Below are 24093 nucleotides of genomic sequence, written 5' to 3' on the forward strand. Positions count from 1 at the left end.
ATTAATGTTAATATGGAGAAGCTTATGAAAAAGGGTAATTATATATTAGATACGATTAATGAAATAAAAAAAGTTTTAGGAAAAAATGATTATAGAATAAAACGATATAATAAAGATTTGGAATGGTTTGAAGATAGAAAAAACATATTTAAGGACAATATAATAAGAGTTGCTATTATGGGAATAACAAGTAGTGGGAAATCAACTTTAGTAAATGCGCTTTTAGGTGAAAAGATTTTGCCTATGGCTATAAGACCAAGTTCTAGCATTATAATTACTGCATGTAAGGGAGAAAATAGACAAGCTACTATTTATTTTAAAGATAAAAAATCACAAATATTAGAAGGTAGTAATTTAAATGAGGAAATTATAAGACAATATGCAGATGAAAGTAAAAATCCTAATAATAGATTGAATGTTACTCAAATTGATATTAAAACACCTTATTTTTTATTAGATGAAAATATACATATAATAGATAGTCCAGGACTCGATGCATGGAATTTGGATAATCATGAAAAATTGACTTTAGAAATATTGCTTCCAACAATAGATATTTGCATATTTTTGACTACAGTTAAGGCGACTAGTGATGAAGCCAATGTAGAAAAAATCAAAATTGTGGATGAAAAAGAAAAACAGATAATTTTGGTACAAAATATGATAGATTCAATAGAAGAAAAACTTGGAAGAAACGGAATAGTTGAAGAAGATAAATCTATTATTTTAAAGAAGCATAAAAAAAGGGCTGAAAATCTTTTAATGCAAGGGACTAAAAAGAGTGAATCCTTTGAAGTTATTCAAATATCAGCACTTAATGGGTTAAAGGGAATTATAAATAAAGATAAAGAATTATATGAAAGTTCTAATATTCAAGATTTTATTAGAGCTATAGAAACTTGTGTGAATAGCATTACTCCAAGGATTAATGAAAAGAGATCAGGAAGTCTTGAAGAAAGAATTAATCAGATAATTACGACAGATAAAGAAATTATAAATGGAAATGATGTAGATACAATAGAAGCATTAAAAAATGTAAAGGTTAGAGATATTAATGGGTTTGCAGAAGAATTTCAAAATGCACAGGAAAAGATATTATTAAAAATCAAAGAAATTGAAGCAGTGATTTCAGATACAATATTTGAGATTAGAAATTCATCTTCAGAGGAATTACAAAGCTATTTAGATATAGTAGATAGAATAAATAATAAAAATTTATATATTGAAAGTGATATTTTAAATATAGTTAAAGAATGCGAAAAGAGAAAGAATGAAATATATGAAAAGCTTAATTTAGATACAGGATTTGAGTATTTTCTTCAAGGCATTGAAAGTAAGAATTTAGATGTTAAACATAAATATGAAGAAAAAACAATACTATTTAAAAAAGAAGGCGTATTAAATAAGGGTAAGAGACTATTTTCTAATATATTTGATAGGGAATGGGGTTACACGGAAGTCGAATATGATGAAAAAGTAGTGGATAAAGAGGCTACTATAGATATAGCTCAAGAGGTATGTAATCAAAATAATATAGAATATTTGAATATACTAAAAGAGTGGAGTACGGAGTATAATAAAGCCATAAATGTTTTTTACGAGGAAGTAGGTAAAAGGGCAGAGGAATATGAAGAAAAGAAGAAGCAAAATATTGAGCTTTATGATATAGAAGATGCTAATAAGAATTTAAAAAGCTTTATAGATAAACTTATAAAGTTAAAAGCTTATGAAGAAAATAAATTAGAGACGACAATAGATGGTGAAAAATATGAAGCACCAGAAAGTATTTCTTATTCGATTCCCAAGGTACAATATAATATTTATAAGTTAAGCACACAAATATTTGAAAAAAATTATTTGTTATTATGGAATTATATAAAAGAGAGAAGTATAGAAAAAATAAAGGAAGAAACTAAAGAAATTTTTTGGATATGGGATATAGATTCATGCGCGGAATTTGTTTCAAGAGTTTTGGGCATACATCTAAGTCAGCAGCAATGTGAAGTCATAAAACAAGAGGGCATATATAGCTTTGATAAAATAGTAATTGTTTATGACCTATGTAAAAATACACTTGGATTTTATTCAGCTTTAAAGAAAATAAAAGACAAATCTTATAATATGTTTATTGTATTTAATGGAATTCAAATAGGAAATTCTAAAAAGCTAATATTAGAGAGCAGGAGTTTAAATTATTTTATAACAAATAATAATTTGATGATAAATTTAGTTATAGACTCATGGAAGGTATTTATAAATTCTAATAACATAAAGGAACTTTTAATGGAAGTTCATAGTTTAAAAAATAGTATTATAAATAAATTTAATAATTCTAAAGATGGGTATATATTAATTAATTCTAAAAATCCAATATACAATATGGCATTAATAGAAGGGCAAGAAAAGGATAAATTTATAATAAGTGACTATAGAGATATAAAAGAAATATTATTTGGAAATCCATTATCTAGAGGTGAAGAGGAAAAAGAAACTCTAGAGGAGATTTTAAGCTATTTTTTAAATAAGGAACATGATACGATATAGATTGAAATGCCGGGGTATTTATATATAAATCAATTCAATTTCCAACGGAAATTGTACCACAATTGTTAACTGTTCATTGTTAACTGTTAACTGAAAAAAAGGAGTATAACCATGGAAAATAAATCGATTTTAATTCAAAGTGATGAAGTTACAAAAAATATAATGAGTGAAATTCAAGAGGATATGATAAATTCAATTTCAAAAGTATCTAGTAATATGTCAGAAGATATAATAGAAAAGTTAAAACCCCTTGAAAAGAAAATCAATGATTTAAAAGGAAATTTTCAAGAATTTCAAGAAGACGATTTTGAGGAAAAGATTGAAGATTTAAATAATAGTATATTGAAAATAACAAAATCTATTGAGGGTACTATAGAAATAGCTATTAGTAATATGGTAAAGGAACAAAATAAGGTACTTTTTGAATCAATAGAAGAAAGATTAGCTATTTTAGGGTTAAAAGTAGTGAAGGATGCAGCACTTAATAAAGAAGCTATTTTAAATAAAATAGACGATATCAATGTAGATAAGATTGAAGAAAAGGTAGAATTAATAGAGAAATCTATTGAAGAGAAGTCAGCATTATTGGAAAAGTCTATGGAAGATAACTTTGAGAATAATAACAAGGTTCTTTTAGATAAAATAAGGATTATTAATAATAAGCTAGAAGATAAGGGTGCATTAGTAGAGCTTATAAATAGTTTACAAGATGAACTTAGCATTAATATGGAAATTATACAAGAGGAAGTAAAATGGGGAAATAAATCTCTATTTACTAGGATTTTTGGAAAAAGGAGATAAAATATCATGGCATATATGGATTTAATACAAGATGAAAAATTTAATAAGTTAGTAGAAAAGTATCTTAAGTCTGAGAACCAAGGGACAGATTACAAGGAGTACTTTAATCACTTTATTGAAAATTTAAATAAGAAAGAAATAATTGTTCCGGTATTAGGTATTCAAGGAGCAGGTAAAAGTAGCTTTTTGAATTCTATTTTAATGGAAGATAATATATTACCTACTGATGTGGATGAAACAACTTGTGTACCAGTTGAAGTTAGGTATGGAGAAAATACCAATGAAGCTACAATATATTATTTAAATGGAAATAAAGAAAATATACATATAGAAAACTTAGAAAAGTATGTACATAATGATTATAATAAAGCAAATAATCTTCAGGTTTTTAAAATAGTATTATATAACAAAAGTGATGTTTTAAAAGATAATATTGTCCTTGTAGATTTACCCGGAGTTGGAAGTTTAACTCCTGAGAATCAAAGAACTACATTAGAATATGTAAAAAAGCAAGTCGCTGGAATTTTTATGATTAGAACAAATCCTCCGATTACAAGAACAGAAAAAAATTTCATAAATGCCTTATGGCCAAAGTTATCTAATACTATTTTTGTTCAAAATAAGTGGAATGATGAAAGCGAAGATGATGCAGCTGAAGCGAAAGAACATAATGAAGGTGTATTAAGTAGCATAAGTTATGCTCATAATGAGGAAAAGGATATCAACATTAATATTGTAAATGTTTATGAAGCAGTTAAAGCTAAATTTACTAAGGATGTAAATTTATATGACAACTCTGGAATAGTTAAGGTTATAGAAGAGATAAAGAACATTTCAAAAGACTACAACATAGAGTTAATTAATACGCTAAACCAAAAGGTTTATGAAGCTTTAGAAAATATTAATAATAAAATAGAGATTTATAAAAGCGTAGCTTCAAATAAAAACGAACAAAATGACTTGGAAAAAGAAGAAAAAATCAAAGAAATTAAAATGATACTTTTTGAAAATAAGGGAAAAATAAGAAATTGTAGAGCTTATGCAGATGAAGAAATGGAGAATATTATTGAAAATTCTTCAAAAATAATAAAAGAAAATATTGAGGATTTAAAATTAGAACTTAGGAGAATTATTAATAAGGGAATAGTAGACGGTAATAGGCTTAGTTTAATATATAAAGAAACATCTGATAAAGCAATTAATAATATAATGGATGAAGTTTTAGCGAGTATTAGTGAGCTTATAAAAAATCTTAGTGGTGCATTAGAAGACATTACTATAAAAGGTTTTAATGGAACTTATGAAAATATATCATTTTTTAATAGGAAGAGTTCAATTAAATATGAAAAGTCACTTCCTACAGTACTAGGAGTATCAACTGGAGTCGTTGGAACAATTGGAGCGGTAGGGATACTTGGAGGGCCAGCAGGGATTCTTGTAGGTATGGGAATAAGCCTAGCATTTTCTCTAATAGGAGATCATATGCGCAAAAAGATAGTTGAGAATAGAGCTAGTTATACTATAAAGGATTTAGATCCAATGATAGAAGATTTAGAAAAGTACTTAAAGGAAGAAATTATTGATGATTTAAGAGCAAAAGGGCAAGAGGTAGATGATTCTATAAAAGAATTAAAAATGAAATTAGAAAAAACTTTTAAAGAAGATATGGAAATCATAGAAAACCAATATGAATCTAGTTATAATGAAGAACATATTTTAGAATTTGAAGAAGATTTGAAAACTTTAAAGGAACTAATTAGCGCGGAGTAGAGATTTAAAAGAGGAGAAATAAAATGGATATTTTTAAAAGTTGTGTAGATAGGCAAAAGAGAATTGATAAAGTTGTTAATGTTCTTGCAAATGATAATATTACATATAAAAATTTGCTTATAAAAGAGAGAATAATTAATCCAGCTCATTATGTTGTTATGTTAGGTGAAACAAGCTCTGGGAAAAGTGCTTTAATTAACAGCATATTTGGTAAAAAGATATTAGTTGAAAGTGTTAAACCAACTACAGGTGTTATTACTGAAGTTGTAATAGATAGCAACTCAAAAGAGTCATTAATTGTAGTAAATAATGATTCGAGTTTTGAATTTTTAGATAAGGATAAGTTTGATAATCTTACAGTAACTCCAACTGAAAATTTGAATAGATTAAAATATATTGGAGTAAGTAAAGATACTAAATACAATGGTTTGAGGCTTTTTGATACTCCGGGATATGGTTCTCTTATAAGTGAACATGAGGAAGTTTTAAAGGATTTTATACCAGAAAGTGATTTTATTGTATATGTTGTTTCTTACAGAGTTGGACTTGGAGATGATGATTTTCAATTTTTAAAATATGTTGGAGAAATCATAAATGATAATGTGGAAGTTGTTTTAGCTATAAATATGTGTCCAAAGGATTTACAAGAGGATAACAAGAGAATATGTGAAATTCAAAAAAGTGTTAATGAATGTATACATAAGGATGTAAAATCATTTTATATAGAAAGTAGTAGCGAAAAAAATCCAGACACGACTGAAATTTGGGATTATATTTATGAAAGTGTTAATGGTCCTAAAAAAAGAAAAGAACTTGCTGAAACCTTAAAAAATTATCAAGATTTCATATTAGGTGAATGTGATATAAAGATTAATTCTAAGATTGCAAATATTGAATGTGAAAAAGAAAGTGTAGAAGAAAGAATAAATATAATTAAAGAATTTTTAGATAAAAAAGAAAATATATTAGAAGTTTTAGACACAAAGTTTGCAGAAATCAAAGTTAAATCTATAAAGCTAATAGATAAATCTGATATAAAAATTAAAGAATTAATTACAGAATACATAAATGATGAAAGCAAATGGTCTATGAAAGAAGAAACTTTTGCTTTAATGCAACATTATTATGTTCCAAAGATTACAAATGAAGAAACTGAAAACTTATTAAATTATATTGAAGATGAAATTATTTCTTTAGATAGAGTGATTGATGATGTGTTAAATATAGAAATTTCTAAATTAGAAAATAAGGTGAAAATAAATGCGCCTTCTTATACTAAAGTTATGGAGGGAATTATAGAAAAACATATTGGAGACACTATAAAACAAGCTATGGGAGAAATGTTTAGAAAAGCTGCCAAAAGAAAACCATGGAAAGTAAAAAAGAACAATGTCTATACCCAAAATTTAAAGAAGCTTAAAAGTGCATTTGAAAGAGCATCCCTTGGAGAAAAAAACAGCAATTTAAATCACTTGTTAAAAACAATAAAAGCCACTTCTGTAAAAGGAATTACAGAGTCTTTGAATGTTTTTACAGATTCAATATTTTTCTTATATGATTCATTAACTTGGCAAACAAAAATAAATGAAATATCAATGGAAGCTATAGATAATTGGGCTAATGATGTTGAAGGTGCCATAAGAAAATACTTAGATGAATTAAAAGAAACTAATAAAGAGGAAATAATATCTTTATTTGATGATCTAAGTGAAGAATTTAGTGTCAATGAAAAGGAATTAGAAAATATAAGTTCTGAGCAGTTAGTTAGATATAAAAAGGAAATAGAGTTTTTATTGCATAAATGTTTGCTTATATCTTTATAAAAAAAAGATTTATAGATTGAAGAATATTTTATCTGATTTCAAATAAATAGTTCTCAATAATGCTATTGTAGTATTGTTGAGAACTACTTTTGGTGAAACTTGTTTATTTACGAACAAATTCTAAAATATCAGCTGGCTGACAATCTAAAACATCACATATTGCAAAAACGAAAAGCCTTTTCATTTTTTGTTTTAAATTGTATTACGTAGTAAAATGGAAAGTAATAAGGTAAAGTATGAAATATTTTGAAGCATATTAAAGAAAATAGAAGATATGAGACAGAATAAATAAAGTGACTAAAAGGAAGTGAAACAATGCGTATAGCCGTATGTGATGATGAAGCATTATTTAGAGATAAAATAGTAGGATATATAGAAAAAAGTTATAAGGACATAGAAACTGTTATTAGTAGTTTTTCATGTGGAGAGGAACTTTTGAAGCATTATAAAAATGGACAGGTTAATTATGACATAATCTTTTTAGATATTGAAATGAAAGAACTTGATGGTATAAAAACTGCTGAAAGAATACGTAATATAAATGAAGAAGTAGCAATAGTATTTTTGACAAGTCACAATGAATTTGCACCAGCAGGATATGAAGTTTCTGCCTTTCGTTTTTTAATAAAGCCTGTGCAAGAAAACAAATTAATAGAAGCTATTGAAGGTGTTAAGAAGCAAATATCAAATTTGAAAACACTTCTTGTGCATCAAAAAGATACTGATATCATATTAAAGATTAAAAATATTATATACATAGAAGCTAAAAATAAAGAAATACATATTCATACAATTGATAATTGTTATATAGAAAGACGTAATTTAAATGAAATTGAAGCAGAATTGAAGGACGAGGGATTTTTTCGTACTCATAGAGGATATTTAGTGAATTTAAGCTATGTAAAGGAATATGATAGTAAAGAAGTAATAGTAGACAATAATGAAATAATACTAATCAGTAGACTCAAAATTAAGAAATTTAAGGAAAGCTTATATTTACACATTAAGCGGACTGCAAAATAGGAGAAAGTATAAATGGAAGTATTAAGCTTTATGTTAAAATCTGGTAACTACACGCTGGACACAATGGCCATGTTATATTTAATTAAATTCTTATTTTGTCATGAAATTAATTTGAATAAAAGAATATGGATAGGGTGTGCTTTTAGTCAAATTTTATTTATTATCATAGAAAGAATGATTTTTAATGGAGAAAATTCTTTATATTCATTGGTTATATTTTCTATAATAATTATTTTTTTATGTTATGGGATTAAAGGATTAAAAAAGATAATATATATTGTTCCAACCGCATTCGTCATGTTACTTCCACTACTCATGATTACGTTGATATTTAGCATGTTTGCTAGCCAAACTATATTTAATTGGTCGGAAGAGTTAGGTACATACTTCGGTACTTTATTAGATGTTATTATAATAATTATGATTAAACGTAAGATAGAAGAAAATTATTATGTTAATCTAAAAAGGTGGGATATAATCTCAATAATATCTGTAAATACTCTATCTTTAATAATATTAATAGCAATTGACGAGTTACAAAAAACTATTATATTTGATGAAATAACAGATAAGATTATTTTTATAATAATTACTTTTATTACTATATTAATGGATATGTCTACTGCTATTTCTATTATAAAAAGTAAGTCTGCAATCCACTATAAAAATATTAATGAAATAAATGAATACTATATGGAAACACAGCTTCAGCATTTTGAATCATATAAAAATTCTCAAAAAGAGACAAGGAGCCTAAAGCATGATATGAAAAATCACTTAATATGTATTAATGATTTATGTGCTCAAGGTAAGTATAAGGAATTAAATGATTATGTGAAAAATTTGCAAGACAATATTACTATATTAGATAGTGTTTTTAATACAGGCGATTCTATTGCAGATTCAATTATCAATGAAAAACATGCAATTATGAAAAATAATAATATTTCATTTGAATTAAGCGGTAACTTTCAAGAAAAATGCTTAATTAAACCCGTTCATATGTGTACTATATTTGCAAATGCAATAGATAATGCCATTGAGGCTTGTATAAAAATTGAAGATACTTCTATGCGAAGAATATCTATAGAAATTAAAAATAGTAGAAATTTTCTTGTTTTAAGTTTTACAAATTCAATAAAAGAGCAATTAATAATAAAAGACAATAAGATAAAAACAAATAAGCCGGATAAGGAAAATCATGGTTTTGGGTTAGAGAATATAAGAGCTACTGTTAAAAAATATAATGGAGATTTTGATATTAAGGTTACACAGGATACCTTTGAACTTGAAGTTGTTTTGACTAATTAAGAGATTCCCCAAATAGCAAGTTAGTATTCTAATTTATTTTGTCTTAATACGAGGTCCAGTTGAGAGGACAAGTTCAACTAAATTTAGTTGAACTTATTTATATATTAGGCTGTAATTTGCATTTCACTCCATAATTAATACCATCTACGTCATAAGTTAACATGGAAATTTTTTATCAGAGTAAAATGAAATTAGGAAGAAGAAAGAAAAAGACAATGTTTTATTACTTACTTATCTTAGTGATAATAAACTAAATATAACAGTAAATAAAGAACATAGGAGTGAAATAAATGAATGATATTAATGAATCTAAAGTCATTAAAAAATTAATTAAGAAAGATTTTAATATGCTTGGAATTACACTAATAGTGCAAGGATTAATTTCTAATGGAGTTGTTTTTATAGTTATGATAGGCATTATGATAATGAAAATGGTGAGAGATCCCAATATAAGTGAGGATCAATTAAAGCTACTAGTTGAGGAACCTAGCTTTTTAGGAACAATAAGTATTATTGCAGTTGTGATTGCATTTATTCCAGTTTTAATTTATAGAAGAAAGAAATTTGTTGAATATGATTTAAAGGTAGAAAATAGAAAATTTACGTTAAAGACCGTAACAATAGGTTTTATTATTTTATTATCAGTAAACAATATGTTGGGATTATTTGCTAATGGATTAGAACTTGGACTTAATGCAATTGGACTGAGTGCTATTTCTGCTTTGGAAGACTTAGATGTCTTAAATCAACCAACAATATCAATGATTATATATACATGTATAATAGCACCAATATTTGAGGAATTTCTTTATAGAGGAGCAGTTCTTAGAGGACTTGAGAAATATGGAAGATGGTTTGCTATATTAGTTTCAGCAATATTATTCGGATTAATGCATGGCAACTTTTATCAAATATTTATGGCAACAGCAGTTGGAATTATATTAGGATATTTAGCTACAGAATATTCAATTAAATTAACCATTATATTGCATATATGTAACAATACTTTTGTTGAAATATTATCACAAATTACTTCTCATCTAAGTGAAAATGTAGGAAATATCATTTATGGTAGTATTGCAGGTATTTCTGTAATCATATTATTAATTACTTTTATTCGTAATAAAAATAATATTAAGGGATGGTTACAAAATAATAGAATGGAAAAGGGGATCATGTTAAGATTTGTTACTTCTATTACAGTAATTATAATAATTGCTTATGATTTGTATATGGTAGTAAGTGGTATTACTAGTATTTCTTAAATGGTAAAACAACCGATTTGTAGAAACATGTCTAAATATAAAAAGGAGTTGATTAAGTGTATAGCAAAATCCCAATCACAATAGCAATGATGAGTATTTTTTTATACCTTAAAATAGATGGAAAATATAGAATTGCAAATAGAATGAATTCTATATTAAATATAAATAAAAAATGGAAAGCATATATTTTATCGTTTATTATCTTTAGTATTGGAATTATCTTTAGCCTTGGAATTATATGTAGTGAGTATCTCAGGTGTGACCATATTCCTAAGATACTCAATTCCGTAGTAGCTGGAATATTTTTTGGAATAAGTACATGTCTTAGTGAAAGAATTGTTTCGGACGTTAGAGTACATATTAAATCGCAATAAAAATACATTTACATTAGTTTGATAGTATTATATAATTTAAGTGAAATTATTCCTAGGGGTGCCTTGAAAAGCTGAGAGAGCATTTGCTTAACCCTTTGAACCTGATGTGGTTAGAACCAACGCAGGGAAGTGAGTTTGTCTATTATACTAATTTTACGTTGAAAAATGGTGAATTTATATAAGAAATAGTTCAAGCTTTCTATCTTTGTGATGGGAGGCTTTTTTTGTGTGAAAAAATAATTATAGGTTAGTATAGGGAATGTTTGAAAAATATTTAGAGTATCTTTGATTGTTATTTTTTATAGATATAAATATTAATAACTTAGGGGGTGTTAAAAAATGAAGTTATCAGAAATTTTGTATTTAAGTGCAAAGAACATTTGGGATTCGTACTATGAGCATCCATTTGTGAAAGGCATTGGAACAGGTGAATTAGAAATAGAAAAATTCAAATATTATATGGTTCAAGATTATTTATATCTTTTAGAATATGCAAAAATTTTTGCTCTTGGAGTTGTTAAGGCAAAAGATGAGTATACAATGAGAATCTTTGCAGAACTTGTGAATTCAACATTAAACAGCGAAACTAATATACATAAAGATTATATGAAAAGACTTAATATATCACATGAAGAAATTGCAAATGCAAAATCTTCATTATCAAATACATCATACACAAATTACATGCTTTGGGTTTCTCAAAATGAAGGATTATTAGAGCTAACCGTAACTGTTTTATCATGTAGTTGGAGTTATAAATTGATAGCAGATAAAATTAGTGAAATACCTGACTCAACTGAACATGAATTTTACGGTGAATGGGTAAGAGGATATATTTCAAAGGAATATAATATAGCAAATAACAATATAATAAACCTTGTTGATAAACTTGGAGAAAATTGCTCAAAAGAGGAAATTGAAAATCTTAAAACAATATTTATAAACTGTAGTCGCTATGAATACATGTTTTGGGATATGGCATACAACAATAATAAATGATCAATTTTTTTATGAAGGATAAAATCCTTTTAGGATTTTAATATATTATTTAGAAAACCTGAGGTTTTTAGCCTCAACTGTTAATTGTTAATTGATAACTGTTAACTGATTTAAAGGGGAGATGATAACAATGCTTGAATTTAAGAATGTTACTTTTAAATATCTAGAATATGATTACGAAATGTTAAATGATTTATCATTTTCTGTGGAAAAAGGTGAATTTGTTTCAATTATAGGTGCTAGTGGTTGTGGAAAAAGTACTATATTTAGATTGATAAATGGACTAGAAAAAATGCAAAGCGGTGAAATTTTTATAAATGAAGATTCAATAAAAAATCTTAAAAATTACAGCGCTTATATGCCTCAAAAGGATTTACTTTTCCCATGGAGAACAATAGGTGATAATCTTTCGCTTCCAATGGAAATACAGAAAATAAAAAAAAGTGATAGAGAAAATAGAGTACTTGAGATACTGAAGGAAGTTGGGCTTTCTGATTATAAGGATAAGTTTCCAAAGGAGTTATCTGGAGGTATGAGACAAAGGGTATCTTTTGCAAGAACACTTTTAACTGGATCTGAATTATTACTTTTAGATGAACCTTTTAGTGCATTAGATTCTCTTACGAGAATTTTAATGCAAGAATGGCTTTTAGAAGAATGGAAGCATTTTAATAAGACAATATTATTTATAACCCATGATGTTGAAGAGGCGATTTTTCTCTCAAAATCAATATTTGTAATTCAAGATAATCCTATAACTCATATGGAAAGAATAGAAGTACCACTTGAATACCCAAGAAGCAGAAGCTCAATGCAAAAACCTGAAATAATAGAGTTAAAAGAAAGCCTTATAAGCAGACTTAGACAGAAGGTGAACATATGAAAAAGAACTTACCATCAATAATATTAATGATAGTATTACTAGGGCTTTGGCAAATCATTGCTATGATAATAAATGCTCACTACATATTACCGTCACCAACACAAATTTTAGTGAAATTATGGGAGCTTAGAGAACCTTTATTTACAGTACATTTGCCAGCAACAATGGGAGTAACTGGACTTGGATTAATTATTTCTATTATTTTTGGCTTAGGTCTTGCTGTTTTAATGGACATGAATGAGAAAATAGAAAATGCGTTATATCCAATTATAATAGCTTCTCAGACTATACCAACAACAGCTATTGCACCTCTTTTTGTACTTTGGTTTGGATATAGTATATGGAGTAAGGTTTTGGTAACAATATTAATAACATTTTTCCCAATAACTATAACAGTTTATGATGGATTTAAATCTACAAAAAGAGAAATGGAAGAGCTTTTAATAACTTATGGTGCAAGTAAAAAGGACATTTTCATAAAACTTAAGATTCCAACAAGCTTGCCGTATTTTTTTTCGGCAATAAAAATGGCAATACCACTTAGTATAATTGGTGCAGCAATAGCCGAATGGCTTGGTGCACAAAGCGGACTAGGGTATTTTAGTAAAAGAATGATGAGTCAGTTAGATGGAGCAGGAGTATTTGCACCTATTGTGCTACTTTCAGCTGCAGCTATGATTGTAGTTGCAATTGTAAATATAATTGAGAAAAAAGTAATTACTTGGAGGAAGGAGATTTAATTAATGAAAAAGAGAATTTTAGCATTAGCAATGTCAGGCTTAATGACTTTTGCAATGGTAGGCTGTAATAAGACAGCAACCAAATCAGAAACAAATGAAAAGAAAGAACTTGAGGAGGTAAATGTTGTCTTAGATTGGTATCCGAATGCAGTTCATGGCTTTATTTATACAGCTATAGAAAAGGGATATTATGAACAAGAGGGATTAAAAGTAAATATTCAGTTCCCTGCAAATACCAATGATGCAATTGCACTTACTGCAGCTGGAAAAGCAGATCTTGGAATTTATTATTTGCAAGATACTTTAATGGCGAGGGGAAATGAAAACATTCCTATAAAGGCTGTGGGTACAATTGTTCAATCACCTTTAAGTGTAGTACTTTCATTAAAGGACAAAAACATTAAAACCCCAAAAGATCTTGTTGGTAAGAAAATAGGATATGGTGGAACAGCACTTTCTGAATCTATTATTTCTACAATGCTTGAAAATGCAGGAGAAAAGAAAGATTCAGCACAAACAGTTGATGTAGGTTTTGACCTAATGAGTTCAATGACAACAGGAAACGTAGATGCAACTATAGGATGTCTTGTAAATCATGAAGTTCCAGCTTTAGAAGAACAAGGTTTTAAGTTAAACTACTTCTCACCAACTGAATATGGAGTTCCTAACTATTATGAACTTGTATTTGTTGCAGGTGAAGATAATATTAATAAGAATTCTGACAAAATAAAAAGATTTTTAAAAGCATCTAAAAAAGGCTTTGAGGATATGAAAGCGAGTCCTGATGAATCACTTAAAATACTAATGAAAAATCAAAATACAGAAAACTTCCCACTTAGTGAAAGTGTTGAAAAGAAGAGTTTTGATACATTAATTCCTGTTATGGAAACAAAAGATGCACAGTTTTTATCACAGGACACAAAGGTATGGCAAGATAATATAGATTGGCTTGTAAAGGAAGGGCTACTTAAGAAGTCATTTAATGCTTCGGAAATAGTTGAAAATTTAAAATAGGCTTTAAAATAGGCCTTAATAATTATAATTTTAAGAGTTATAAGCACTAGTCTTGTGAGACTAGTGCTTTTTCTCAATATATGAGATGTATTCTTTAAGATTGAAAATATAGATAATGATTAATGTTTAAAAGATGAAAATCAAGCTGAATTACTGTCAGCAGTAAATATTGCTAAAATAGATGCAGTTATAACTGATTCTATCGTTATAGCATATATATATTATCAAAGAAGAGTAGCTTTAAAAAAATATAATTTATAAAATATAGAGGAGAAATGAAGTTAAAGTAGAATATAACATATGTAATAGTTTAAAATTTATATAAAAGTTAGTTATGGAGGGAATAATTATGTCTGAAAATTTATTAAAAATTCTTATATGCGATGATTCAATGTTGATGAGAAAAAAACTAAAAGATAGTTTAACTTTATGTGGTCCCTTTGATATTTTAGAAGCAACTGATGGGCAAAAGGCAGTAGAAATCTATAAAGAGAAAAATCCGGATTTAGTATTTATGGATATAGTTATGCCAGTAAAGGATGGTATACAAGCAGTTTCAGAAATAAAAGATTTTGATAAAAATGCTAAAGTTGTTATGGCTTCTTCTTCAGGAACAAAGGAAAATTTAAAGAAAGCTATTAAAGCAGGAGCCTTTGAATTTATTCAAAAGCCTTGGGAGCAAGAACAAATTACTAAGATACTTAATAACTTTCTTAAGAAGGGGGAATAGTTCGTGTTTACTCAATATTTTGGTCAATATTTATTAAATAAAAGATATCTTACCCTAGAGCAATTGCATGATGGATTAGAACATCAGAAGGAGACAAGATTAAAATTAGGGGTTTTAGCTGTAAATGCAGGATATATGAGTGCAGATGAGGCTGATAAGATAAATGAAGCACAAAAGAAGTTAGATAAAAGATTTGGTGAATTAGCAGTAGACATGAAATACTTAAAAGAAGAGCAAGTAGAAGAATTGTTATCCTCACAAAAATTTGGGCATCTTTTATTAGGTCAAGCTCTTGTGGACAAAGAATATATGACTCTTCAAGAATTTGAAAAGGCAATAAATGAATATAAAAAAGACTATAGCATTTCAGATAAGGAATTTGAAGCAATACAAAGAGATGATGTAGATGAAATGGTAAATACATTTATAAAATTTGAAGGTACTAAAAATGAAAAAGTACTTAAAGACTATTTAGCATTATTCACAAGAAACTTAGTTAGATTTATAGATACAGAAGCAGTTATAAGTGAAGTAATTAAATTAGAAGAATATGAATGTAAATGGACTGCTAAACAAGATATAAAAGGAGAAATAAATCTATCTACTTTTATTGAAGCAAACGAGAATTCTTTTATAAAATTCGCATCTAAATACGCTGAAGAGGAATTAAACTCTGTTGATGAAATGGCAGAAGCCTCAGTTGGTGAATTTTTAAATCTACAAAATGGAATTTTTCTGGTTAATATGTCTAATGCAGGAGTAGACTTAGAAATGAATCCACAGGAAGTGTATTCTAATATAAGTGTACATAATGTTTACAAAGTATCAGTAGATTTATCCTTTGGCAAAATCAGCATTTTAATTAAAGAATAGTAGTATTTGAATTTAGGCACATGAAAATAAATAACAAGTCCAAAGTTGCCATGAAAAATAGGCTGGCAAATGGACTTGTTATTTTTTGATTGTGCCTTAATAGTCAAAAGCACTAATCATTTGAGAAGATTAGTGCTTTTTCTCTATACAATACGTGTATTCTTTAATATGGCAAATAGGAATATAGAGAATGTTTAATATATGAGAATCCATTTTTAAAAAATATCTCTAAAATAAATCTGATGAATAATTCAGATTCAAAATTAGGATAATAACAATAAACTTATATTTATATAATATTCTTGCTAGAAATATATAGTTATGAAAAGAGGGGAATTATATGCAGAAAATGCGTAAAAAATTATTGGTTATAATTATTAGTGTTGTAAGTTTCATTGGAATAATTGTTATTTTTGGTTCAGGAGTTAGTAATGCTCAGATATCAAACACTGATAGTGCAAAAGATAGATTACAAGCAATAAAGGAAAAAGGGGTATTAACTGTTGCTTCGGCAAATGATAGACCATTTGCTTATATAGATCCTCAAACAAATAAGTTTACTGGAGTTGATGCAGAAATTATAACTGAAGTTGCAAGACGACTTGGTATTGATAAAGTTGAAATGAAGTATGTTCCATTTGAAAATGTATTGGTGGAATTAAATAAAAATAATGATATAGATATAGCTGCAGATGGATTCTATGTTACAGATGAACGTAAAAAAGAAGTTCTATTCACAAATGTATGGTATAAAGAACCAGAAGTTATTATTACTCCTAAAGCTACAAAATTTAATTTTAAAGAAGATTTGAAAGATGCAATAGTGGGTGCACAAAATAAGACTCCTTTTTTAGATTTAGCTCAAAAATGGGAAAAAGAGGGCTTGATAAAAAAAATTAAAATACTTGAAAGCCAGTCTGAATTAATATTAGCAGTAGCTAATGGTGAAGTAGATGCAGGTATAATTGATTATTTAGTTGCATCATATGTATTATCAGAAAATAAGAATCTTAATTTAAAAATGGTAACTCCATATAAACCTGAGATTCCTGGAATGGTAGCAGGAGCAGTAAAAAAAACTGATGCTACTTTTGCAGAGGAAGTAAATAAAAAAATTGATGAAATGAAAGAAGATAGAACCCTTATTGGAATTCTTAAAAAATATGGAATGGATGAAGGTAATTTTGTTTCAGTTAAAGATGGTAATATTTTAGAACAGTGAGGTAACTTATTATATATGTTGTAATAAAATTTTTACATCTCAAAACATAGACTATCTATTATTTTAGGATGAACTTTATTCATGTTCCCATATTAGCTGTTAAGTACCTATAAATTACATTTCCATTTTGGGGGATAAAATCAAATGATATGAATACTTTACGGCATTACGCCGAAGTTAAATTAAAAACATATAGAGTTTTATAATGCGACCTATAGAAATGTCTAATTATGAAAAGGAGAATTTACATGAAAAAAATATGTGAAAAATTATTAGTTTTAATTATTGTTGCTGCAAATTGTATTGGAATTATGGCTGGATGTGGTGCAAGCATTAGTAGCATAACTACAATATCGGGTAATCCAGCTGTAAAAGATAGATTAGAGCAAATAAAAGAAAAAGGAGTATTAACTGTTGCTTCAGCAGATAATAAACCATTTGGTTATATAGATCCTCAAACAAATCAGTTTACTGGAATTGATGCAGATATTATAACTGAAATTGCAAGACGACTTGGAATTGATAAAGTTGAAATGAAGCTAGTTCCATTTAAATATTTATTAAACGAATTAAATTCTGATAATGATATAGATATAATAGCATCTGGATTGTATGTTACGGAGGAACGTAAAAAAGAGGTATTATTCACAAATGTCTGGTATAAAGAGCCAGAAGCCATTGTTACGCTTAAAGCTTCAGAATTTAATTTTAAAGAAGATTTGAAAAACGCAGTAGTAGGTGCAGAAAGTGGAACTGTATTTGTAGAACTAATTCAAAAATGGAAAAATGATGGTTCAGTAAAAGACGTAAGAATATATCAGAGTCAACCTGATTTAATATTAGCAGTAGCTACTAATGAGATAGATGCATCTATACTTGATTCAGCCTCTGCATCATATTTAGTATCAAGATATAAGAACCTTAATTTTAAGATATTCACTCCATATAAACCTGAACTTCCTGGAATTGTAGCAGCAGCAGTTAAAAAAAGTGATACTTCCTTTGCAGATGCAATAAATAAAAAAATTGATGAAATGAAAGAAGATGGAACACTTATTGAAATTTTAAAAAAACATGGACTGAATGAAAGTAATTTTGTTTCAGTTAAAGATGGTCATATTTCAGGCCAATGAACATATATAAACAATGATGATTTATATATTTGCTGAAATCTTAATAATAAAATTGGAATAAATATGTATCTAACTTCGGTGGGTTATACGCATAAGTTTAGTATATTAGCCACTTTTTCTAACATGCCTTGATTTTTTTATATTTACATAAGAATCAGCAGGAATATTTTCTATAAATCTAAGATACTTAATGATTTTTTGATCTCTCTTTAACGATTCAAGAGTATGATAGTGTGTTGCGAGTTCTCGATTAGTAAAAAGAGCGTGAATTTGTTTATGACAAGTTGGACATAAAGAGAGTGTTTCAAATTTTTTTCCGCCTTTTTCTAAGGGAATTAAGTGATGTTTAGTTATTGTAGAAACACTTCTATTACATAATTCACATATATGGTTTTGTGCCATAAAATCCTCCTCGTAATCTTTAGTTTCTTATAATTAAATTATATCAAATGAATGAATAAAATCAAATTTTATAACTAAATTTTAACAAAATTTAATTTGAACATTACTAACAAAACTTGGGGATGAGCATTTGATTGTGTTAATATAAAATTAGGAATCTAAACTTTGAAAAATCAATAATATTTATATAAAATTCGAATATTAAATCTCTAATTTTTAGGAGGTCAAAATATGGATAAAGAAATAATAGTAAATAATATTGAATATGCAATCATAAAATATTCATTAATATTTTATGAAAACGTTGATTAATGATTGTAAACGTGGTAATATAATCATAATGATATAGTATGTAACTGGTAAGCAGGCATTAACTATACATAGACATTTGAGGATGTTTGTGTTAGTTGACGCTTTTTTTTGCGCAAAAAGCATTCAAGACATCCTGATATGCAAAAATAATTACATAAAAAGGAGAAAAGTTATGAAAGACAAAATTTTTGGTGTGTTACAACGTGTAGGAAGATCATTTATGCTTCCAATTGCTATTTTACCAGTGGCAGGATTATTTTTAGGAATAGGTGGTTCATTTACTAATCCAACAATGATTGAAGCTTATGGTCTTACTAAATTAATCGGACCTGGTACATTTATTTACGCAATTCTTTCTGTAATGAATGCAGCAGGAAGTGTAGTATTTGGAAATTTACCAATATTATTTGCAATGGGTGTTGCAATTGGTATGGCAAAAAAAGAAAAAGATGTTGCAGCTTTATCTGCAGCAATTGCATTTCTTATAATGCATGCATCAATAGGTGCTATGATTAATATTAATGGTGGAACTGAAGCTCTCCTTAGTGGTGCATCAACTTCCGTACTTGGTATTACTTCATTACAAATGGGTGTTTTTGGTGGTATTATTGTAGGACTTGGTGTAGCAGCACTACATAATAAGTTCTATAAAATTGAATTACCACAAGTATTATCATTCTTTGGTGGAACTAGATTTATTCCAATTGTAAGTGCAATAACATATTTAATTGTCGGAATTTTAATGTTTTATATTTGGCCTCCAATTCAAGGTGGTATTTATAAAATTGGAGCTGTAGTACTTGCATCTGGTTATGCAGGAACATGGGTTTATGGTTTAATGGAACGTTTATTGATACCTTTTGGTCTTCATCATGTATTTTACTTACCATTTTGGCAAACAGCAGTTGGTGGTACAGCAGAAGTTGGCGGAAAAGTTATTGAAGGAGCTCAAAACATTTTCTTTGCAGAACTTGGAACTCCAGGAATAACACATTTTAGTGTTTCAGCAACAAGATTTATGTCAGGTAAATTCCCACTTATGATATTTGGATTACCAGGGGCAGCACTTGCAATGTACAAATGTGCTAAACCAGAAAAGAGAAAAGTAGTAGGAGGATTACTACTATCTGCAGCATTGACTTCAATGCTTACTGGTATTACCGAACCAATTGAATTTACATTCTTATTTGTTGCACCAGCATTATATGGAATACATTGTGTATTTGCAGGACTTTCATATATGTTCATGCATATGTTAAACGTTGGAGTAGGTATGACTTTCTCCGGTGGATTTATTGATTTATTCTTATTTGGTATTTTACAAGGAAATGCAAAGACAAGCTGGATATGGGTTGTAGTTGTAGGCATTGGGTATTTTGTAGTATACTATTTATTATTCTCTTTCTTAATTAAGAAATTTAATTTAAAGACTCCAGGACGTGAAGACACTGATGAAGTTAAACTTTATCGTAGAAGTGATTTAGAAGCAAAGAAAAATGCTGAAAATGGAGACGTAGATGAACTTTCAGCTATGATATGCGAAGGTCTTGGCGGGAAGAAAAATATTTCAGATGTCGACTGCTGCGCAACTAGATTACGTTGCACAGTACACAAAGGAGAATTAGTAAATAAAGATTTATTAAAACAAAGTGGAGCATCAGGAGTAATTCATAAAGGTGAGGGTGTTCAAGTTATATATGGACCAAGAGTAACTATTATAAAATCAAATTTAGAAGATTACTTAGTTACAGCACCTAATGAAGAAGTTTCTATGGATACAGTAGAAGAAAATAAAGAAGAAAAAGCAACTGAAAAAGAGATTCAAGGAAAAGTTATTAATACAATAATCTTAAATAGTCCATTAACAGGTATTGCTAAGGATTTATCAGAAGCACCAGATGAAGCATTTGCAAATAAGATGATGGGAGATGGTGTTGTAGTTATTCCAACTGATGGTAATGTTGTAGCACCAGCAGATGGAGAAGTGATATTTGTATTTCCGTCAAAACATGCAGTAGGATTTAAAACAACTGATGGACTTGAATTACTTATTCATATAGGAATAGATACAGTAAAGCTTGATGGAAAAGGCTTTGAAACCTTTGTAAAAGACGGAGATAAGTTAAAGAAGGGTGATAAAATATTAAGCTTTGACTTAGAATTTATAAAAGAGAATGCACCGTCCATTGCATCACCAATTATTTGCACAGCATTAAGTAGTAACCAACAAGTACGTTTGTTAAAAACAGGTGAGATAAAAGCTGGAGAAGCAATAATTGCAATTGATGTATTTGAATAAGGGATGTGAAAGAAAATAAAAAGTCAAAGATGCGATGTATGTTTTCGTCAGGCAAGGAGCTAAGGTTTGCTCATAGAGAGCTATTAGTGAAACTTGGAGACGAAGTATGACACAAAATAGACTAGCATACTGACTTGTATTTCTTTGAATATCCCTAACATGTAAAGAGGAGGCATAAAATGTTCAGAGTCATAAAGGCATTAAATCATAATGGTGTACTCGCTATAGATAATGATACACAGAAACAATATATATTGCTTGGAAAAGGTATAGGTTTTGGGAAAAAGGTGAATGAACGTATGGAAGCACCAGAAAATGCCCATATATATTTGCTGCAACAGGAAACAGACAGAGGTTCAACTAAAGAAATAATAAACAATATTGAACCAGAAATTTTAGAAGTTGCTAGTAGCATCATTATGGAAGCTGAGAAGAAATTCAATAAAGTAGATGAGAACATTTTATGCCCTCTTGCAGATCATATTGCATTTGCAATAAAAAGAATAAAAAATAATGAACATATAAGCAATCCCTTAACAGCAGATATTAGAGCTTTATTTTCAGAAGAATATAAGGTAGCATGCAAGGGGAAAGATATTATAAAAGAAGTATTAGGCATTGAAATAAATGAAGATGAGATTGGTTATATAGCACTTCATATTCATTCAAGCCTCGGAGATGAAAAGATATCACAGGCAATGGAGACAGCAATGCTAGTTAGAGACTGTATTACATCAATTGAACAGAACATTGGGAAGACAATTGATATTGAATCATTATCATATAATCGTCTTATGAGTCACATTAAATATATGGCAGCAAGGACATTAAAGGGTGAAACAATAAAACTTGATATGAATGATTACATTAAGGAACGGTTCCAAAAGTCATTTGAAATTGCTAGAGATATATGCAGAAAATTAGGCAGTGAATTAAATAAAGAAATTAAAGAAGTAGAAATTGGATATCTTGCAATGCATATTGAAAGAGTATTTTCAGATGAATTAAAGGAATAGAAAATAAAATACGCACATATAAAAAAAGCACGAAGTGCAACCAAGATCTTTTCACATATAAAAAAAGTGCGTCAGCACAATTAGGAACTTGTTAATCATACCCAAGAAAAATTCACATATAAGTTCTTTCTGAAAATTATAGATTTTAAATAGTGTGCTTTTCCTTAAGTAAACAGATCCTCGACATAATTGTCGGGGATCTGTTTGTTTATATATACTTAGTCAATAATCATCAGTTGTAGCTTTAAAGGACTTGGTGGAAATAACTCTTTCAATGAGAGGTCATACATTATCTAATTCACGTACTATATTAAAGACTTCCTCATCCATAGTTTGTTCAAAGCTTTTATAATATGAACCAACAGCATAAAATATATCAGGTATAAACAGACATATGACTTCATCTACAATTTTCTCTAATAGAGAAATCGTCTCCTGTGGAGCTACTGGTACAGCTAAGATAATTTTTTTTGCATTATGTTTTTTAATTGACATTATAGCAACTTTTATTGTAAAACCAGTTGCAATTCCATCATCAATAAGTATTACTGTTTTATCTCTTACATGTGGAAAATTTTCATTTCGTTTATATTTATTTAATCTTCTTTTAATTTCCTCTGTTTGATCAAATATTTCTTTTTTTATATACTCTTGAGATATATTTAGCATATCTATATATTCTTCATTTAAAAGATATGTTCCATCTAAAGATATAGCACCAATGGCAATTTCTTTATTATGTGGTAACCCTATTTTTCTTGTAATAATTAAATCCCACTGCAATTGAAATTTTTTAATAGTTTCATAAGCTGTTACTATTCCACCTCTTGGTATAGCAAGAACAATGGGATTTTCATCTTTAAATCTCTCAAGTACCATAGAAAGTTTTTCTCCTGCATCTTTTCTATCTACAAACATATTATCAACTCTCCCTTAAATTATATAGATTAGTTTGAGTTGAAATTATAGAATTATTCAAGAAATTTTATTTTAACTAATCTAGCCATTGCAATTGTATAAAAGGATTTTTTAAATCAATTAATTATGTTCTTGCAGCTTCTGATCAATCTTTATTCATTTTTATCAATGATTTTCGCAATAACCTATAAGCATATAAAAATTTAAGAATTACTTCCTATGTTTTCATGCTTTGGTTTGACCAACTAAGAAGGTTCGTTTTAAACTGCATTAATTCAATTTATTTGGATATAATAAGTTGATAATTTAATTTAAAACATAAAATAAGGAGATGCAATTTATGGAAACTATAATTATGGTATTAACTATTGATCCTAGAAGTTCTCATGCTCCAAAAGCTCAAACTGTTTTAACTAAACATGGATGTATTATAAAAACTAGGCTTGGTCTTCACGAAGTTAGTCAAAATTCTTGTTCTGAGGAGGGATTGATAATTTTACATATTCATTCCAGTTTAGATGAAATAGAGGTACTTGAAAAAGAGTTACTTGATGTTGAAGGTGTTAAAGTAAAATATATGTCTATATAGCCGAATAAATTATATATATAATAGCAGGGAAATGGAATTTAAAAGATTAATA

The 24093-nt window shown here is 28.1% G+C and carries 22 protein-coding genes and 1 riboswitch; of the genes, 19 read left to right on the forward strand and 3 right to left on the reverse strand.

Going from position 1 to position 24093, the window contains the following annotated elements; genetic code table 11:
- Positions 1 to 24: 24 nt before the first annotated feature.
- The 4 genes from psyc5s11_RS07490 to psyc5s11_RS07505 all read left to right on the forward strand — a co-directional run bounded on the left by psyc5s11_RS07490 (position 25) and on the right by psyc5s11_RS07505 (position 6938).
- Entirely contained in the window at positions 25 to 2544 is a 2520-nt protein-coding gene (locus psyc5s11_RS07490; protein ID WP_224036988.1) for a dynamin family protein, read from the forward strand.
- A gap of 111 nt (positions 2545 to 2655) precedes the next feature.
- Entirely contained in the window at positions 2656 to 3345 is a 690-nt protein-coding gene (locus tag psyc5s11_RS07495; protein ID WP_224036989.1) for a hypothetical protein, read from the forward strand.
- Positions 3346 to 3351: 6 nt separating this feature from the next.
- Positions 3352 to 5115, forward strand: a complete 1764-nt coding sequence (locus tag psyc5s11_RS07500; protein WP_224036990.1) for a dynamin family protein — start codon at positions 3352 to 3354, stop codon at positions 5113 to 5115.
- 23 nt (positions 5116 to 5138) lie between these two features.
- Positions 5139 to 6938 (forward strand): dynamin family protein, encoded by a 1800-nt coding sequence (locus psyc5s11_RS07505; protein ID WP_224036991.1) that lies wholly within the window; start codon positions 5139 to 5141, stop codon positions 6936 to 6938.
- A 103-nt stretch (positions 6939 to 7041) separates the two neighbouring features.
- Here psyc5s11_RS07505 and psyc5s11_RS07510 read toward each other — a convergent pair whose 3' ends face one another.
- Positions 7042 to 7122, reverse strand: a complete 81-nt coding sequence (locus psyc5s11_RS07510; RefSeq protein WP_224038147.1) for a helix-turn-helix domain-containing protein — start codon at positions 7120 to 7122, stop codon at positions 7042 to 7044.
- 131 nt (positions 7123 to 7253) lie between these two features.
- Between psyc5s11_RS07510 and psyc5s11_RS07515 the strand changes: the two genes are divergently transcribed.
- The 12 genes from psyc5s11_RS07515 (at position 7254) to psyc5s11_RS07570 (ending at position 18505) form a co-directional block, all read left to right on the forward strand.
- A complete protein-coding gene (locus psyc5s11_RS07515) occupies positions 7254 to 7961 on the forward strand; it encodes a LytR/AlgR family response regulator transcription factor (protein ID WP_224036992.1) in 708 nt (235 codons plus the stop codon).
- A gap of 12 nt (positions 7962 to 7973) precedes the next feature.
- Complete coding sequence (locus tag psyc5s11_RS07520) at positions 7974 to 9272, forward strand: sensor histidine kinase (RefSeq protein WP_224036993.1); 1299 nt, start codon at positions 7974 to 7976, stop codon at positions 9270 to 9272.
- 290 nt (positions 9273 to 9562) lie between these two features.
- Positions 9563 to 10537 carry a CPBP family intramembrane glutamic endopeptidase gene (locus tag psyc5s11_RS07525; protein WP_224036994.1) on the forward strand — a complete coding sequence of 325 codons (975 nt, stop codon included), beginning with the start codon at positions 9563 to 9565 and terminating at the stop codon, positions 10535 to 10537.
- Positions 10538 to 10593: 56 nt separating this feature from the next.
- Complete coding sequence (locus psyc5s11_RS07530) at positions 10594 to 10911, forward strand: hypothetical protein (RefSeq protein ID WP_224036995.1); 318 nt, start codon at positions 10594 to 10596, stop codon at positions 10909 to 10911.
- Positions 10912 to 10955: 44 nt separating this feature from the next.
- Positions 10956 to 11056: riboswitch (TPP riboswitch) on the forward strand.
- Positions 11057 to 11250: 194 nt separating this feature from the next.
- A complete protein-coding gene (gene tenA / locus psyc5s11_RS07535) occupies positions 11251 to 11910 on the forward strand; it encodes a thiaminase II (RefSeq protein WP_224036996.1) in 660 nt (219 codons plus the stop codon).
- 130 nt (positions 11911 to 12040) lie between these two features.
- On the forward strand, positions 12041 to 12793 hold the full coding sequence (locus psyc5s11_RS07540; RefSeq protein ID WP_224036997.1) for an ABC transporter ATP-binding protein: 753 nt from the start codon (positions 12041 to 12043) through the stop codon (positions 12791 to 12793).
- On the forward strand, positions 12790 to 13533 hold the full coding sequence (locus psyc5s11_RS07545) for an ABC transporter permease (RefSeq protein WP_224036998.1): 744 nt from the start codon (positions 12790 to 12792) through the stop codon (positions 13531 to 13533). Before psyc5s11_RS07540 ends, psyc5s11_RS07545 begins: the two co-directional genes overlap by 4 nt.
- A 3-nt stretch (positions 13534 to 13536) precedes the next feature.
- On the forward strand, positions 13537 to 14547 hold the full coding sequence (locus psyc5s11_RS07550; RefSeq protein WP_224036999.1) for an ABC transporter substrate-binding protein: 1011 nt from the start codon (positions 13537 to 13539) through the stop codon (positions 14545 to 14547).
- A 349-nt stretch (positions 14548 to 14896) separates the two neighbouring features.
- Positions 14897 to 15277, forward strand: coding sequence for a response regulator (locus psyc5s11_RS07555; protein ID WP_224037000.1), 381 nt, complete (start codon positions 14897 to 14899; stop codon positions 15275 to 15277).
- A gap of 3 nt (positions 15278 to 15280) precedes the next feature.
- Positions 15281 to 16150: a hypothetical protein gene (locus psyc5s11_RS07560; RefSeq protein WP_224037001.1), complete on the forward strand. Its 870-nt coding sequence runs from the start codon at positions 15281 to 15283 to the stop codon at positions 16148 to 16150.
- 340 nt (positions 16151 to 16490) lie between these two features.
- Positions 16491 to 17372 carry an ABC transporter substrate-binding protein gene (locus psyc5s11_RS07565; protein WP_224037002.1) on the forward strand — a complete coding sequence of 294 codons (882 nt, stop codon included), beginning with the start codon at positions 16491 to 16493 and terminating at the stop codon, positions 17370 to 17372.
- 248 nt (positions 17373 to 17620) lie between these two features.
- Entirely contained in the window at positions 17621 to 18505 is an 885-nt protein-coding gene (locus psyc5s11_RS07570; protein WP_224037003.1) for an ABC transporter substrate-binding protein, read from the forward strand.
- A gap of 105 nt (positions 18506 to 18610) precedes the next feature.
- Here psyc5s11_RS07570 and psyc5s11_RS07575 read toward each other — a convergent pair whose 3' ends face one another.
- Positions 18611 to 18907 carry an HNH endonuclease gene (locus psyc5s11_RS07575; RefSeq protein ID WP_224037004.1) on the reverse strand — a complete coding sequence of 99 codons (297 nt, stop codon included), beginning with the start codon at positions 18905 to 18907 and terminating at the stop codon, positions 18611 to 18613.
- 484 nt (positions 18908 to 19391) lie between these two features.
- On the opposite strand from psyc5s11_RS07575, the gene psyc5s11_RS07580 reads away from it, so the two are divergent.
- Positions 19392 to 21518, forward strand: a complete 2127-nt coding sequence (locus psyc5s11_RS07580; protein WP_224037005.1) for a PTS transporter subunit IIABC — start codon at positions 19392 to 19394, stop codon at positions 21516 to 21518.
- Between the two features lie 179 nt (positions 21519 to 21697).
- The gene (locus psyc5s11_RS07585) at positions 21698 to 22534 is read left to right on the forward strand and encodes a PRD domain-containing protein (RefSeq protein ID WP_224037006.1); all 837 of its coding nucleotides are present in this window, start codon (positions 21698 to 21700) and stop codon (positions 22532 to 22534) included.
- A 282-nt stretch (positions 22535 to 22816) separates the two neighbouring features.
- Here the strand turns inward: psyc5s11_RS07585 and psyc5s11_RS07590 are convergent, their stop codons facing one another.
- Positions 22817 to 23452, reverse strand: coding sequence for a phosphoribosyltransferase (locus psyc5s11_RS07590; protein WP_224037007.1), 636 nt, complete (start codon positions 23450 to 23452; stop codon positions 22817 to 22819).
- Between the two features lie 340 nt (positions 23453 to 23792).
- Here psyc5s11_RS07590 and psyc5s11_RS07595 point away from each other — a divergent pair, with 340 nt between their 5' ends.
- A complete protein-coding gene (locus psyc5s11_RS07595; protein ID WP_224037008.1) occupies positions 23793 to 24041 on the forward strand; it encodes a hypothetical protein in 249 nt (82 codons plus the stop codon).
- Positions 24042 to 24093: the final 52 nt, after the last annotated feature.

The sequence above is a fragment of the Clostridium gelidum genome (genome assembly GCF_019977655.1).
GTDB lineage: Bacteria > Bacillota > Clostridia > Clostridiales > Clostridiaceae > Clostridium > Clostridium gelidum.